The sequence below is a fragment of the Streptomyces novaecaesareae genome (genome assembly GCF_000716875.1).
Classification (GTDB): domain Bacteria; phylum Actinomycetota; class Actinomycetes; order Streptomycetales; family Streptomycetaceae; genus Kitasatospora; species Kitasatospora novaecaesareae.
In genome coordinates this window covers 12488-28607 of the sequence record NZ_JNWQ01000051.1, presented here as the reverse complement: position 1 = coordinate 28607, position 16120 = coordinate 12488, and the positions used below count along the sequence as shown (strand labels likewise).

Genomic DNA, 16120 nt, shown 5'->3' with positions numbered 1-16120 from the left:
CCGCACGTGCCCGACGGGCGCGCCCGGCCGGGTGCCCGGATTCCGGGCCGCACCCTCACCCCGGGTGCGGTCCGGCCCACCGGACGGAGCGGGACCACCCCACGCCCGCCGCCGGCCACCGCAGTGCTGACAAGCCCACCACACAAGGGAGCCGTCCATGTTCGCACTCTCTCCGTCGCAGGAGATCGTCTGGCTGCACGAACAGATGCTGCCGGGCAGCCGCGCCTACAACTTCACCGCCGTCCTCGACCTGTGGGGCACCCTCGACCGCGCGGCGCTGCACGCCGGACTGGCCGCCGTCCTGGGCCACCACCCGGGCCTGCGACTGGAGTTGGTGCCCAACGCGGAGGGGCTGCCCGGTCAGCGGGTCGTCGAGGGCTGTCAACCGGAGCTGCGCCACAGCGACTTCGGCGCCGAGGCCGACCCGGAGGCCGCCTTCCGCCGGCTGCTGGCCGCCGAGGCCGAGGAGCCGGTGGACACCGAGCGGGCGCCGCTGCTGCGCTGGCACCTGGTCCGGATCGCCGAGGACCACCACCGGTTGATCCACGTCGAGCACCACCTCGTCCACGACGGCCACTCCTTCGCGATCCTGCTGCGCGACCTCTTCACCGTCTACCGCGCCCACGTCCTCGGCGAGTCGTACGCGCTGCCCGCCGCCCCCTCGTACGAGGAGCACGCGCGCGCCGCCGCCGACGCCCCCCGGGACCGCGGACTCGACTTCTGGACCGAGCAGTTGGCCGACGCGCCGCGTGAAGTCACGCTGCCCGGGCTGGCCCGGCCCGGCACCGAGCGCCGCCACCGGGGCGGGCAGCTGCGCCAGGCGATCGGCGCCGACCTGGCCGCACGGCTGCGCGAACGCAGCACCGCGGACGGCCACACCCCGTTCAGCACGCTGCTCGCCCTGCTCGCCGAACTGCTGCGCCGGCACAGCGGGCACCGCGAGCTGGTGATCGGCACCGCCGTCGGCAACCGCCCGGAGGGCTTCGAAGGCACCGTCGGCATGTTCGTGAACACCGTGCCGCTGCGCCTGCGGCTCGACCCGGCGGCCCCCGGGACCGAGGCCGTGGACGAGGCGACCGACGTCCTGCTGAGCGCGCTGCCGTACCAGGACCTGCCCGTGCAGGAGCTGACCCGCTGCCTGGGACTGCACACCAGCGGCGCCGACAACCCGCTGTTCAACGTCATGTTCAGCGCGCACGACGCGGCCCTGCCGGACGTCCAGGCGCCCGGGCTGGAGGTCTCGCTGTACGAGGGCTTCAACACGGGCACCACCCGTTTCGACCTCGACCTGGTGCTGCTGCCCGACGACCGCCGGGTGGTCGGCGAGAAGCACGGCGCGGCCGGGATGACCCTGGTCTGGGACTACGACGCCGACCTCTTCCGCGAGTCCGAGGCGGTGCTGCTGTCCGAGCGGCTGCTGGAGCTGCTGCGCTGCTATCTGGACCGCCCGCAGGCGCCGATCGCCGAGCTGGCCCCCGCGCCCGAGGAACCGCCGGCGGTCACCGGGGCGCCCGCTGCCGACACGCCCGGCACCATACTGTCGGCCACCGCGAGGCCCGGCACCGCGACGCCCGGCACCGCGAGGCCCGGCACCGCGAGGCCCGGCACCGCGAGGCCCGGCACCGCGACGCCCGCCACCGCGACGCCCGCCCTGCTCGACCCGGCCGCCGCCCACGACCCCACCGCGCTCGCCCTGCTGACCGGCACCGAGCGGATCAGCTACGGCGAACTCGACCGCCGCGTCACCGAGTTGGCCGAACGCCTGCGCGCCGCCGGGGTCGCGCCCGGCCAGCCGGTGGCCACCCTGCTGCCGCGCGGCGCGGACAGCGTGGTCGCCCTGCTCGCCTGCCTGCGCCACGGCGCCGTCCACGCACCGCTGTCCACCGAGGACCCGGCCGCCCGGCTCGGACTGCTGCTGGAGCGCCTGAGCCCGGCCCTGGTGCTGGCCACCCGGCAGAGCGCCCTCGCACTGCCCGCCGAGGGCGTCACCCCGGCGCTGCTGGACGGCCCCGCCTTCCCGAAGGCCGCGCCCGCCGCCACCCTGGACGGCGCCGCCTACCTGATCCACACCTCCGGCTCCACCGGCGTGCCCAAGCCCGTCCTGGTCGGCCGCCAGGCCCTCGCCGGGTACGTCGCCGCGATCGCCGCCCGCTACGGACTCACCCCCGCCGACCGGGTGCTGCTGTTCGCCCGGCCCTCCTTCGACGTGGCGCTGGAGGAGGTGCTGCCCGCCCTCGCCGCCGGTGCCTCCCTCGTCGTCCCGCAGCGCGAAGTGCCCACCGGGCCCGAGCTGGTGGCCGTCCTGGCCGCCCGCGGCGTCACCGTCGCCAACCTGCCGACCAGCTACCTGCTTGCTGTCCGCGAAGACCTGCGCGAGGCGCTGCGCGACGGCCGCTGGACGCCCCGGCTGCTCGTCCTCGGCGGCGAGCGCCTGCCCGCCCGGGCGCTCGCCGGGCTGGCCGAGGCCACCACCGTGCTGAACGCCTACGGCGTCACCGAGGCCACCGTCACCTCCACCGTGTACGAGGTGACCGCCACCGACGTCGCCGAGGACGGCGAGATCCCGCTCGGCACCGAACTGGACGGCGTGCGCATGCACGTCCTCGACGAGACGCTGCGCCTGCTCCCGGCCGGCTGCGTCGGCGAACTCGTCGTCGGCGGAACGATGCTGGCCGAGGGCTACCTCGGCCTGCCGGACCCGACCGCCACCCGCTTCGTCACCGTTCCCGCCCTCGGCGGCGCCCGCGTCTACCGCACCGGCGACCGCGGCTACCGCGACCTGCGCGGGCGGCTGCGCTTCCTCGGCCGCGCCGACAACCAGGTCAAACTGCGCGGCCACCGGATCGAGCTGGAGGAGATCGAGGCCGCGGCCTCCGCCGAACTCGGCGGCCGCTCCTGCGCCGTGGTGCTGCACACCGACCCGCGGACCGGCCCGCGCCTGCTCGGCTTCCTGGAGGGCGCCGAGCGCCCCGACCAGGCCGCCCTGCACAAGGCGCTCGCCCGCCGGCTGCCCGGCGGACTCGTCCCGGCGAGCTGGACGGCCGTCGCGGCGATGCCCACCCTGCCCGGCGGCAAGCCCGACCGTGCCGCGCTCACCCGACTGGCGGACGAGGCCGCCGAGGAGGCCGCCGAGGAGGCCGCCGAGGAGGCCGCCGAGGAGCCAAGCGCACCGAGCACCTTCACGGACCCCGCCCAGGAACTGCTCGCCACCGCCTGGCGCGAGGTGCTCGGCCACGACCGCTTCACCGCGGACTCGCACTTCTTCGAGGTCGGCGGCCACTCACTGCTCGCCGCCCAGCTCGCCGCCCTCCTGGAGCCGCACCTCGGCAGCCGCCCGCCGCTGCGCACCCTGTTCCGCCACGCCGTGCTGGCCGACCAGGCCCGCGCCCTGATCGGAGGCGCGCGGTAGCTGACCGCGCCCTCCGCCGTCCTGGGGGACGGTCACCGCGAAGCCGCCAAGGCCTGTTCCACGGCGATGAACTGACGGTACGTCACAACTTTTTGGAGACCATGATGGAAAACCGGAGCACGGATGTCCGGAGCACGGATGTCCGGAGCGTCGGGTACGGCCGTCCGCACCAGGACGGCGCGGTCCTCGACCTCTTCACCACCTGGGTGCACCGCACCCCCGACGCCCCCGCCCTGATCGACGGCGAGCGCGTCCACAGCTACGCCGAGCTCGACCGCCTCGCCGACAGAGTCGCCGGGGCCCTGCGCGGGAAGGTCGGCCCCGGCGACCTGCTCGGCGTCTGCCTCGGCCACTCGGTGTCACTGGTGGCCGTCACCCTGGCCGCCGCCAAGCTCGGCGCCGTCCACCTGCCGCTCGGCCCGCGCCCCGGCGAACGCCGACTGCGGGCCGTCGCCGAGCAGCTGCGCCCGGCCTGCCTGGTCGGCGAGCCGGACCTGCTGCCGCCCGGCGGCGAGCGGCTGCCGCTGGACCTGCCCACCGAGGGCGTGGTGGCCGCCCTGACCCCGGGCGAGCAGGTGCGCGTCCCGGTCGGCACCCACTACGCGGTGCTCACCTCCGGCTCCACCGGCACCCCGAAGGCCGTCGCCGTCACCGAACCCGCGCTCGGCGCGCTGCTGCACTGGTACCGCGAGCTGACCGGCCTCGGCCCCGGCGGGCGGCACAGCCTGCTGATCGGGGTCGCCTTCGACCCGCACCTCCAGGAGCTGTGGGCCGGCCTCACCTCCGGCGCCGCCCTGGTCGTCGCCCCCGAGGCCGTCCGCTGGGACTCCGGCGCGCTCACCGACTGGTGGCGCGAGGCCGGCATCACCGTCTCCGTGCTGCCCACCCCGCTGGCCGAGCCCGTCCTGGGCAGGCCCTGGCCGACCGGGCTGGCACTGCGCCACCTCACGATCGGCGGCGACCGGCTGCGCCGCGCCCCCGGGCCGGATGTCACCGCGACCGTCCACAACGCCTACGGCCCCGCCGAGGCCACCGTCGCCACCACCGTGCACACCATGGCCCCCGGAGGCGACCACGGCGCCGGTGCCCCGCCGATCGGGCTGCCCATCCCGGGCGCGGTCGTGCTGGTCACCGACGAGGACGGCCGGCCGGTGCGGCGCGGTGTCGCCGGCGAGCTGCGGATCGGCGGCCGGGGCCTGGCCGCCGGGTACCTCGACCCCGAGCTGACCGCCCGCCGCTTCGTCGGCGCGCCCGAGGGCGTCGACGGCACCGACCGGGTCTACCGCACCGGCGACCGGGTCGTCATGCGCGCCGACGGGGTGCTGGAGTTCCACGGCCGCCTGGACGACCAGGTCAAGGTCAGCGGCGTGCGGATCGAACCCGCCGAGGTCGAGGCCGCGTTCGAGCGCGACCCGCGGGTGCGCCGGGCGGTGGTCGCCGCCGAGCAGGCGCCGACGGGTGGCGTCCGGCTGCTCGCCTTCGTCCAGCTGGAGACCGCTGCCGGGACGGGCGCGGAGGCCGGTGGCGGGGCCGGCGCGGAGTCCGGTGCCGGGATCGCGGTCAGGGAGGGCGTCGGCACCGGTGCCGACCCGGCGCGGCTGCTCGACGCCGTCCGGCCCTGGCTGCCCGAGCAGGCGGTGCCCTCGGCCGTCCGGCTGGTGGACCGCTACCCGCTGGACGCCAACGGCAAGGTGGACCGCGCCGCACTGCTGGCCGCCGAGCCCGCGCAACCCCTGGGGGAGGAGGGCGACACCCCGGCCGAGCGCACCGTACTCAAGCTCTGCCGCGAGCTGATCGGCCGCGCCGACCTCGGCCTGGCGGACAACTTCCTGGCCTCGGGCGGAAATTCGCTCGCCGCCGCACGGCTGCTGGAAGCACTGCAGAGCGAGTACGGGATCCGGCTGCGCGCGCCCCTCGTGCTGCGCCAGCCGGACCTGCGGGCCGTCGCCCGACTGGTCGAGGAGCGGGTGACCGCCCTGACCGCGACCGCCTGACCCAGCCCGAACCTCCTCAACAGGGCGCCCCGGCCGTACCGCCGGGGCGCCCGGAAGGGAACGCCATGACCTCCGCGACCCTGCCCGTCGCGCCCCAGCCCGCCACGACCCTGCCCGCGCTGATCGCCCGGCAGGCCGAACGGCAGCCCGACGCACTCGCCGTGACCGACGGTTCCACCGCCCTTACCTACCGCGAACTCGTTGACGCCGCCGGCCGGTTGGCCGCCGTCCTGACCGCCCGGGGGATCGGCCCCGGCAGCGCCGTCGGCCTGCTCTGCGCCCGCTCCACCCGCCTGGTCGTCGCCCAGCTCGCGATCTGGCGGGCCGGCGGCCACCTCCTCCCGCTGGACCCGGCCTACCCGCGCCCGCGCATCGCCGAGATGACCTCGGACGCCGGAGCCCGGCTCGTCCTCGGCGACAAGGCGCTGCTCGCCGAGGCCGGACTGGCCGAGGACCAGACCCTCGTCCTGACCGAACACGGCACCGACGGGACCGGCCCGGTGGCACCCGACGCCGCCGACCCGGCCGCGACCGCCGTGCTCTTCTACACCTCCGGCTCCACCGGCCGGGCCAAGGGCGTGCTCGTCCCGCACCGCGCCGTCACCGACCTGGTCACCGCCCCGGACGCCATCGCGGTCGGCCCGCGCGACCGGGTGCTGTTCCACTCCGCCGTCACCTTCGACGCCTCCACCTTCGAGCTGTGGGCCCCGCTGGCCCGCGGCGCCGCCGTCGCCGTCTCCCCGGCCGACCGGCCCACCGCCGAGGAACTCGGCCGCGACGTCGAGCGGTTCGGCGTCACCACCCTGCTGCTCACCAGTGCCCTCTTCCACCACCTGGCCGCCAGGCAGTCCCGGATCTTCGGGGTGCTGCGCACCGTGGCCGTCGGCGGCGAGGTGCTCGCGCCCGAGCACGCGGGCGCGGTTCTGCGGGCCTTCCCCTGGCTCGAACTGGTCAACGTCTACGGGCCGACCGAGGCCGCCACCTTCACCACCCTGCACCGGGTCACCCAGGCCGACTGCGCCGGCCCGATCCCGATCGGCCGGCCCTTCGGCGGCGCCCGCGTCCTGGTCCTGGACGAGCAGCTCGCGCCGGTGCCGGCGGGCACGGTCGGCGAGCTGTGGATCGGCGGCGACCGCCTCGCCCAGGGCTACCTCAACCGGCCGGAACTGACCGCCGAACGCTTCCGCGAGCTGCCGGGCATCGGCCGGGCCTACCGCAGCGGCGACCTGGTCCGCCAACTGCCGGACGGCACGCTGGAGTTCCACGGACGCACGGACGAGCAGGTCAAACTGCGCGGCTTCCGGATCGAACCGGGCGAGGTCGAGCACGCGCTGCTGCGGCTCCCCGAGGTCGCCGAGGCGGCGGTCGTGGTCCGTCGGGCCGGGCAGGCCGACGCCGCCCTCACCGCCTGCCTCGTCCTCGCCGAGGGCGCCGCCCCGGCCGTCGAGACGCTGCGCGCCCGGCTCGCCGAGCGGCTGCCCGCCCACCTGGTGCCCACCGCCTGGACAATCCTCGACGCGCTGCCGCTGACCGCCAGCGGCAAGGCGGACCGACGGGCACTGGCCGCAGGCGACGCGCCCGCCCGGCGCCCCTCCGCGGCCGGCACGCTCAGCCCGATCCAGCAGGCCGTCGCCGAGGCCTGGAGCCGGGCCCTGGAACGCCCGATCACCGACCCGGCCGCCGACTTCCTCGCCGAGGGCGGGCATTCGCTGCTCGCCATGTGGGTCGTCGACGACCTGCGCGAGGACCTCGGAGTCGAGCTGTCGCTCGCCGACTTCCTCGCCCACCCGACCGTCGCCGGGCAGGCCGAGCTGCTGGAACGGGCCCTGCGTGACGCCGACGGTCCGGATGGTACGGGTGATCCGGGTAGCCCCGGCAGTCCGGACGGTTCCGAAGGTTCGGACGGTTCCGAGGCCCCGGGAGGCGCCCGATGACCGCCGTCGACCAGGCCGACCTGCTGCGCCGCGCCCGCAGCCGTCGGGGCGCCGCCGTCACCGCGCCCGAGCGCGCGACCGTACCCGACGGCCCGGCCCCGCTCTCGCACGCCCAGCAGCGGATGTGGCTGATGGACCACCTCGGCCAGGGCGGCGCCCTCTACAACGTCCCGATCGCCACCCGGCTGCGCGGCCCGCTCGACCGGGTCGCCCTCGCGGTCGCGATCACCGCGCTCACCGAGCGGCACGCCGTCCTGCGCACCCGCTACCCGCGCTGCGGCGGACAGCCGTACCAGCACACCGCCCCGGCCGCCCCGGTACCGCTGCCGGTCGTGGACGCCAAGACGGCTTCGGCGGCCTCCGAACAGCTCGCCGCCGAAGCCGCCCGCCCGTTCGACCTCGCCGCCGGGCCGGTGCTGCGCGCCCTGCTGCTGCGGCACGGGCCGGAGGACCACACGCTGGTACTGACGATCCATCACATTGCCGTCGACGGCGGCTCACTGCCCGTCCTGGCCGCCGACCTCGCCGCGCTCTACGCCGCCGCGCGCGACGGCGTGGCGCCGGAACTCCCGCCGCCCGGGCCGCCGTACACCGAGTACGCCCGCCAGGAACGCGCCCGCGACACCGAACTCACGGCCGCCGCCGACACCCTCGCCGCCCGGCTGGCCGGCGCCCGCCCGCCGGCGCTGCTGCGCCCCGTCCCGCCCGGCCCCCGCGAACGCCGGGCAGCGCTGCACGCCGCCCCGCTGGACCGGGCCGTCGTGGACGGCCTGCGCAGGCTCGGCGCCCGGCACGGCGCCACGCTGTTCACCGTCGTCCTGGCCGCCGCGTTCGCCACCCTGCGGACGGCCTGCGGGCAGGGCGACCTCGTCCTCGGCTGTGCCAGCGGCCACCGGGCCCGGCCGGAGCTGCGGCGTACCGTCGGCCTCGCCGTCAACACCCTCGCGGTACGGGTCGATCAGGCCGGGGACGCGTCGTTCGCCGAGCTGCTGACGGCCGTGCGCGGCAGGCTGCTCGACGCGCAGCAGCACCACGAGGTGCCGTTCGACCTGGTGGTCGAGCGGCTCGGCGCGGCCGCACGCGGCGCGGACGGCACCCCGCTGCTGTCGGTCACCTGTGACCTCGTCCGGCCCGTCGCGCCGCTGACGCTGCCCGGCCTCGACTCCGAGGACGTGGAACTCGACCTGGGGCTGGCCAAGTTCGGGCTCGCACTGCTCCTGGAGGACGGGCCGGCGCCGCGCTGCCTGGTCCAGCACGACCGGGACGCGCTGGACGAGGCCACCGCCGGGCAGCTGCTCGACGCCTTCGCCGCCCTGCTCACGGCGGTGGCCCGCAACGCGGAGCAGCGCCTCTCGGAGCTGCCCGGCAGCCTGCTGGTCGCCGCCGAACACCCGGTGGTGGAAGGCCTGTCGGCCGATCCGGGCGTGGTCGAAGCGGCTGTGGTCGAGACCGTCGACGGCCCGCCGCTCGCCTACGCGGTGGTGCACGGGCCCGTCGCCCCGAACGGCGCCCAGCTGCGGGCCGCTCTGCGCCGCCGCCTCCCGGCCGCCGAACTCCCGCTCGCGGTCACGTTGTTGGACCGGATCCCGCGCCACCCCGACGGCACCCCCGACCGCGGCCGACTGCCGGGCGCTGCCGAGCCTCTCCACACGAGCCCGCACCCGGACGGGCCGGTGGATACCGTTCGGGAGGCTTTCGGCGAACTGCTGGGCGCCACACCGCCCGCCGACGGCGACTTCTTCGCCCTCGGCGGCCACTCCCTGATCGCCGTCCAGCTCGCCGAACGCCTGCGCACCCGCACCAAACTGCCGCTCACCGGCCTCGACATCCTGGAGCGGCGCACCCCGCGCGGCCTCGCCGCCCTGCTCGCCACCCGCGAGCACGAGCGCCGCGCCGCCCTCGCCCAGACCGCCGCCCTCGCCCGCACCGCCGACCGCCCGCGCACCCGCGCCCACACCGGCACCGTGCTGCTCACCGGAGCCACCGGCGGAGTCGGCGCGGCCGTGCTGCAGGAGCTGATGGCCCAGGGCCGGCCCGTCCGCGTCCTGGTCCGGCCCGAGTCGGCGCACCTGCCGGCCCTGAACGGCGCCGAGGTGGCGGAGGGCGACCTCGCCGACGCGGACAGCCTGCGGCGCGCCGTCGAGGGCGTGGACGCCGTCATCCACTCCGCCTGCACCTTCACCGACCACGCCACCGACCTCGCCGCGATGCGCGTCCTGCTGGACGGCTGGCGGGGCGGGCCGTTCGTCTTCGTCAGCAGCATCGACGCGTACGGCCGCCCGGCGGGCACCGCGGTCCCCGAGGGCAGCCGGAGCGGTGCGGCCGTCACCCCGTACGGGCAGGCCAAGCTGGACTGCGAGCGGATGCTGTTCGAGGCCGCGGGCCCCGGCCGAGGGCCGGTCACCGCCGTCCGCGCCCCGATCGTCTGGGGCCCGCACCACCGGCTGCGCGACCAGCTCCGCTGGGGCGCCACCGGTGACCTCTACCAGGCCGCGCTGGCCGGGCGACCGATCGGCCTGCCGGAGGTCTCCGACGGATCCTGGTACGGCGCCTCCTGGGTCCATGCCGCGGCCCTGGCCCGCGCGCTCGCGGCCTGCGCCGCACCGGACCACCCGGCGGCCGGCCGGGTCGTCAACGCGGTGAGCGGGCACGTCTCCTGGGCGGACTTCACCGCCGAACTCGTCCGGTTGCTCGGCTCCGCCAGCCCGCTCACCGTCGGCCCCGACGCCGACGAGGAACTGCGCCGCCCCTGGCACTACCGGGCCGAGATCCTGGCCGGCCCGCTCGCCCCCGAACCGGGCGAGGACTGGCGCACCGTACTGGCGGCCATGGTCGGCTGAACCGACCCGGGACGGGCGGAAGGGGTCCGTCGGGCACCGGCCCCCTCCGCCCGGCTACCACTGCTGCGGCAGCTTACGTAGCTACCGCAGCTGCGGCGGGTTCCGCAGCTGCCGCAGCCGGTCCGCGGCGATGTTGCGGATGCGCCGGGTGCGCCCGCCCTCGGCCAGGACGGCCAGTGCGCTCCGGGCCGACGACGTCTCGGCGGCCCGGAGCTGCAGCCGGCTCGACGCCCCGAGCAACTGCCCGGCCTCCCAGGGCTCGTCCAGCTCCACCGTCCGCAGCAGCGCCCAGTCACCGAGGCGCCGCACGGCGAACCCGTCCGTTGCCACGGCGGCGGCCATCTCCCGGTACCACGACGGAAAGCCCGGCCCCGCCAGCAGCTCCGCCGCCCGCCGGTCCAGGTACTCGCACACCGCGCTGCCCGCCATCGCCGGATCGGGATCGGCCAGCACCCGCCGCACGAGCCCGACCGCACCCTCCGGAGCCACCTCGGCGAACGCCCGCCGGTAGCGCGCGAACCGTACGTGCTCGTCCGGGTCGGCATCAGGGGCGACGGACGCCACCCTCCCGCCCGGGGAATCGGCCGCTCCCACTCCCGCTCCAGCGGTCATTCGACCCCCTCCGCCGGCACCCACCCCGGTCGCGCTCGGATCCCTGTGGAACGCCGACGCATCACGCCCGACCGGCCGGTGGCGAGCCCGCCCCGGCGACGACCCGGATCTCGTGGACGGCGTTCCGGTCGCCGGTGAGCGGCTGGACGCGCCCGGCGGAGTCGGTGGCCCGGCAGCGGATGCGGTGGGGGCCCGGGGCGAGGTCGTACCGGAGGCGGAAGCGCTGCCAGGCCGGGTCCGGGCCGCGCCGGTCCAGCGCGGCGGGCTGCCAGTCGGCGTCGTCCACGGCGATCTCGACGGACGTCACCTCGGTCGAACTCCAGGCGTAGCCGGCCAGTGCGCAGCTCCCGGCCGGGACGGAGCTCCCGTCGCCCGGGGTGAGCAGCTTGCTGCTGACGTCCTTCTCGCGGACCGGCACGGCCTCGCGCCCGCCGGGTGGGACGCGGGTGTAGAGGCGGGTGGTGAAGAGGTGGTCGGGGCGGTCGGCGGCCAGCACGATCCGGCTCAGCCACTTGACCGAGTTGGTGCCGAACATCAGGGGCGCCACGGCCCGCAGCGGGTAGCCGTGGTCGGGGCGCAGCGGTTCGCCGTTCATGGTGTGCGCCAGGACGACCTCGGCGCTCGCCTGGTCGAGTGGCAGGTCCTTGAGGTAGCTCAGGCCGCTCTCGCCCGCGAAGTCGCCCGTGTCGGCGCCCTCCAGCCAGACGTGCCGGGCCTCCGGCCGTGGGCCGGCGAGCTCCAGTACGGCGGCGAGCGGGACGCCGGCCCACTCCAGGTTGGTCACGGCGCGGGTCGGCACATCGGGGCGCAGCGGGTTGCCGAAGCACTCGTGGACGGCGGTGAGGCGGGTCTGCGGCAGGCCCTGGATGTCCGGGAAATCCAGCCGGAGCGGCCGCTCCACCAGGCCCTCGACGGTCAGCGACCAGGTCGCGCGGTCGAGCCGTGGCAGCGGTCCGAGGTGGTTGCGGATGAAGACCTCGTCGACCGGGGTGATGAAGAGGTCGGGTGTCTCCGGATCGGTCCTGAACATGTGTCACGCCCCCGTGTCGAACTCGTCGTTCTTTTCGCTCTTGCTGCTTCTGCTGCTCTTGCTGATGTTGCCGCTCATGCCGTTCACACTGCTCACGCCGTCACGTGCGATCGACAGTACAAGGAGGGACTGACAACGCCCGGAGGAGGGCCCTGGACGGGAAGTCCCCGCTCACCCGATGGTGACCACCCGGGCCCACTCCGGCGGCGTCTCCGGCTGGTAGTCCGGGTCGTCCTCGTCGTAGCCGCTGGGGCGGGGGAAGAGGCCGACGACCGTGCGGCAGGGCGGCGGGGCGGACGGCCACGGGGTCTGGCCGTCGGTCAGGACCACCACGACGTCGGGCCGGGGGGTGGAGCGCAGGGCGGCGCGGAAGCCCGTGCGCAGGTCCGTTCCGCCGCCGCCGAGCAGGGGGATGCCCTCCGTCCGGCACAGGGAGTGGACGGTCCGGGCGGCCGCGTCGCAGGGGACCACGCTGACCTGGTCCCGGCGGCCGCCGACCGCCCGGGCGATGGCCGCGACCTCCAGCAGCGCGCTGCCCAGCTCGTCGTCCGAGACCGACGCGGACGTGTCGATCACCACCGCGACCCGGGGCGGCCGCCGGCGCAGGCTCGGCAGCAGCACGCCGGGGACTCCGGCCGAGCGGCGGGCGGGCCGGCCGTAGGAGTAGTCCTCGCCCGCGCCGGGGCCGGAGACCGCCGAGCGCATCGCGGCACCCAGCAACTGCCGCCAGGGCTGCGGCGGGTGGAACGCCTCCTCCGCCCACCGCCGCCAGCCCGCCGGGGTGCTGCCGGGACGGCCCCGGATCCCCTCGGCGACCCGGAAGCGGACGGCGTCGCGCTCCTGCGCGGTCAGCCCGTGGGCGCCGTCGGGGCCCAGCTCCCAGGGGCGGTCCCCGTCGTCGGCGCCGCTGCCGCAGTCCAGCCAGGCCGCGTCGAGGTGGCGCGGATGGAACCGGTACTCGCGCAGGTACTCCTCCATCAACAGCCCCTCCGGGAGCAGGAGATGGGCCGGGCGGATGGCACCCTCCGGGCGGACCAGCCCGTCGCCGTAGATGTCGTCGTTGATCTCGCAGTCGGCGGCGATGTTCGTCCGCAGCTGCGCGGCCGGGCCCTCCAGGCCGAGTTCGCGGGCGATCCGGTTGCTGCGCCCGTGGTGGTCGCGCAGCAGGTGCGAGACCTCGTGGACCCAGACGCCGGCGAGCTCCTCCACCGGGGTACGGTCGACGAAGACCGGCGAGGCGTAGCAGCGCCAGTACCGGTCCACCGCCATGGTCGGCACCTGCCGCGACTCCACCACATGGAGGGCGAACAGGGCGGTCGCCAGGTACGGCCGGGCGCGGGCGGCCTGCAGCCGGGCGGCGTACAGCTTCTCGACGTCCAGCTTCTCGACGTTCAGCTTCTCGGCTTCCGGCTTCTCGACGTCCGACGCGGCAGCGGTGCTCATCGGGCTCGGCCCGGCTGCGGGTGCCCCGCCTTCTCCGCCACCCGGGCGGCGGCGCGGTCGGCACGGCGGGAGAGGGCGAGCGCCGGGGCGAGCCGTTCGATCGACTCCGGGACGATCCAGTCGTCCCGGCGCAGCGAGGCCAGCGTGGTGGCCGGGACGACCAGCAGATCCGGGGCGCCGGTCTCCAGCGCCCGGGCCAGCAACGCCCAGGCCGATTCCCAGCGTTGACGGTCCGGCCGGTTGCGCACCGCCGCGACCACCCCGTCCAGTACCGCCTGCCGCAGGTCCCCGCGTTCGGGCAGCTCCGCGCCCGCGGGGTCGGCGAGCAGGGCCTCCGGGTCGGGCAGGTCCATCCGGTCCATGCTCGCCATCAGTTCCAGCCCCGGGCCGTCCCCGACGGTGCCGCGGACCAGCAGCGACAGCACCTCCCGGGCGGAGCCGGCGGCGGTCGCGAAGGCGACCAGCCGCAGCGTCATGTCCCAGCTGCGCGGGGACGGCCAGGCGCCGCCGCGCCGGGTCTCGGTGGTGGGCAGCCGGTGGACCAGCTCCGGGCGGGCGGACAACAGCCCGCACACCGCCCGCCGGGCCAGCGCCACGGCCTCCGGCAGCGCCTGCGGATCGAGCCGGGGCAGGGTGGCCACCGGCCAGACGCCGCCGAGGCCGCGCACCACCACCTCGTGGTCGTGCACCCACTGGAGGTGGACGAAGCGGTTGGCCAGTGGCGGGCTCAGCTCCCAGCCGTCGGCGGCCGAGGAGCGCGGATTGGCGGCGGCCACGATCCGTACCCCGGGCGGCAGTTGCAGGGTGCCGATACGGCGTTCCAGGACCAGCCGGAGCAGCGCGGCCTGGACGGCGGGCGGCGCGGTGGACAGCTCGTCCAGGAAGAGCAGCCCGCGCCCGGCGCGCACCAGCCGCACCGCCCAGTCCGGCGGCGCCATCGGGACGCCCTGCTGCGCCGGGTCGTCGCCGACGATGGGCAGTCCGGAGAAGTCGGAGGGCTCGTGGACGCTGGCGATCACCGTGGTCAGCGGCAGTTCCAGGGCCTCGGCGAGCTGGTTGAGCGCGGCGGTCTTGCCGATCCCGGGCTCGCCCCAGAGCAGGACGGGCAGGTCGGCGGCGACGGCCAGGGTGAGGGCCTCCAGCTGGGTGTCGACGCGGGGCTCGGTCCTGGTGTCGCCGAGCAGGTCGAGCAGCCGGCGGGCGACGTCGAGTCGGGCGGCTTCGGGGACGCGGCCGGTTTCGGGGACGCGCGTGGCTTCGGGTCCGCGGGTGGTTCCGGGTCCGCGGGTGGTTTCGGGTCCGCGCGTGGTTTCGGGAACAGGGGCGGTCATGGGCATGGAAACAGGCATGGGTGATCACCTCAAGGAGTCTGGTACGGACGGGATTTCAGCGCTCGGTGGCCGGTATCCGTCGCGGCATCAGTGGTGGACGACGCGGTGGGCGCGCGCGTACGGCGTGCGGGGGAGCTTGCGGAACGGGTGGCCGGGCGTGCGGGGGCCGGTCAGGCCGGCCCGGTAGAGGCCGTACGCGATCCGCCGCTGCGCAGCCGCCGCCAGCTCGTCCCGCAGCGGGCCGTCGCGCAGCACCGCCTCAGGGCCGAGCAGGCTCTCGACCACGGCCAGCGCCCCGGCGGTGTCGCCGTGGTCCAACCGCTCGCGGACACCGGCCAGTTCGTGCGGACGGCGGTGCGCCTGGTCGACGGCCCGCAGGCAGGGCAGCGGGGTGCCGGAGAGGGCGGCCAGCAGCTCCTCGCGGCGCAGTTCGGCCGGATCGTGGTCGAGCGGGGTGAGCACCCCGTCGACCAGGCCGATCCGGTGGCGCGACCCTCGGCAGTCCACCAGCCGTTGGGTCGACAGCCGCACGGGCGGGCCCGCGGACGGCCGCGCCCGCCTGCCGGGCGCCAATGCGGCGGCCACCAGCGGGTGCAGCCGGTCCGGCTCGATCGCGCCACTGCGCAGCAGGTCGAGGTCGGGTGGTGCCCAGGTCGCGGCGTCGGGCAGCAGGGGGAGCGCCGAGGTGTCCCCGGTCGTCTCCTGCGTCGACCCGTCCGGCGCGAGGAGCAGCCGCCGTCGACGCCCGAGCCGCACGACGACGGGCCCCTCGGGGCGCCCGTCGGCACGCAGCAGCAGCGCGGCCTCGGCGGCCCACCGGTCGACGGCGCGGCGCCGCACGGGATCACCGACGTCCGTGTCGCCGACGTCCGTATCGCCGATATCCGTGTCGCCAACGTCCCGGTCGGACAAGGCGTTCGGCGTGCCGGCCCCGGCGCGTACGGCCAGCTCCCCGCTGCGCCCGGCGTCCCAGAGGTGCCGGTGCAGGTCGTAGCGGAACCGCCGGCTCGGGCGCGGATGCGGGTGCGGCGAGCGATCGTCGTTCCCGGGCCCGTCCCAGAGCGCCAGGGAGATCCGCTGCCCGTACTCCGCCCAGGCGGGCGGCGTGCGGACCACCAGGAACACCGGCCGGTCGCCCGGGTGCCAGGCGATCGGGTACCGGGCCAGGGCCATGGTGAGCCCGGGCCGCAGCAGCCCGTCGGGCGCGGATCGCGGCAGGTGCCAGCGGAGCAAGTCCGGCGCGAGGCGCCGGAGATCGGCGCGCAGCCGGTCGGCGAGACCCCGGCCGTGGGTGCGGGCGACGTCCCCGAGGCGGAACTCCACCTCGACGTTGGCGGCGGCGCAGGCCCCGGCCCAGTCGCCGGCGAGGCGGCGGGCGGTGGCGGTCTCGATCATGGAGGGCGGCACGGCGTACTCGCGTACGCGCCGCCAGAGGAGAAGGCGGGAGTCGTTCCCGTTCGCGGTGGAAGTGAGCATCAGCACTCACTCTTCGCGGACGGGACCCCCAATCTGTGAACAGCGTGAGTG

Annotated in this window: 9 protein-coding genes; 4 read left to right on the top strand and 5 right to left on the bottom strand. The window is 76.3% G+C overall.

The window, feature by feature from the left end; all coding sequences use genetic code 11:
• The first annotated feature begins 157 nt into the window (after nt 1–157).
• The 4 genes from OP86_RS20185 to OP86_RS20170 all read left to right on the top strand — a co-directional run bounded on the left by OP86_RS20185 (nt 158) and on the right by OP86_RS20170 (nt 10177).
• Nucleotides 158–3409 carry a non-ribosomal peptide synthetase gene (locus OP86_RS20185; protein WP_033332636.1) on the top strand — a complete coding sequence of 1084 codons (3252 nt, stop codon included), beginning with the start codon at nt 158–160 and terminating at the stop codon, nt 3407–3409.
• Nucleotides 3410–3510: 101 nt separating this feature from the next.
• On the top strand, nt 3511–5403 hold the full coding sequence (locus OP86_RS20180; protein WP_033332634.1) for an amino acid adenylation domain-containing protein: 1893 nt from the start codon (nt 3511–3513) through the stop codon (nt 5401–5403).
• A 65-nt stretch (nt 5404–5468) separates the two neighbouring features.
• Nucleotides 5469–7337, top strand: coding sequence for a non-ribosomal peptide synthetase (locus OP86_RS20175; protein WP_063832417.1), 1869 nt, complete (start codon nt 5469–5471; stop codon nt 7335–7337).
• A complete protein-coding gene (locus OP86_RS20170; protein WP_030062138.1) occupies nt 7334–10177 on the top strand; it encodes a condensation domain-containing protein in 2844 nt (947 codons plus the stop codon). Before OP86_RS20175 ends, OP86_RS20170 begins: the two co-directional genes overlap by 4 nt.
• Nucleotides 10178–10258: 81 nt before the next feature.
• Here the strand turns inward: OP86_RS20170 and OP86_RS20165 are convergent, their stop codons facing one another.
• From OP86_RS20165 to OP86_RS20145, 5 genes are all read right to left on the bottom strand, one after another.
• A complete protein-coding gene (locus tag OP86_RS20165) occupies nt 10259–10789 on the bottom strand; it encodes a hypothetical protein (RefSeq protein WP_167344220.1) in 531 nt (176 codons plus the stop codon).
• Between the two features lie 61 nt (nt 10790–10850).
• Entirely contained in the window at nt 10851–11819 is a 969-nt protein-coding gene (locus OP86_RS20160; protein WP_051830311.1) for a molybdopterin-dependent oxidoreductase, read from the bottom strand.
• A 171-nt stretch (nt 11820–11990) separates the two neighbouring features.
• Complete coding sequence (locus OP86_RS20155) at nt 11991–13262, bottom strand: vWA domain-containing protein (RefSeq protein WP_078653625.1); 1272 nt, start codon at nt 13260–13262, stop codon at nt 11991–11993.
• A complete protein-coding gene (locus OP86_RS20150; RefSeq protein ID WP_209440356.1) occupies nt 13259–14611 on the bottom strand; it encodes an AAA family ATPase in 1353 nt (450 codons plus the stop codon). Before OP86_RS20150 ends, OP86_RS20155 begins: the two co-directional genes overlap by 4 nt.
• A 69-nt stretch (nt 14612–14680) precedes the next feature.
• Nucleotides 14681–16069 (bottom strand): hypothetical protein, encoded by a 1389-nt coding sequence (locus OP86_RS20145; protein ID WP_033332654.1) that lies wholly within the window; start codon nt 16067–16069, stop codon nt 14681–14683.
• Between the last annotated feature and the right edge of the window lie 51 nt (nt 16070–16120).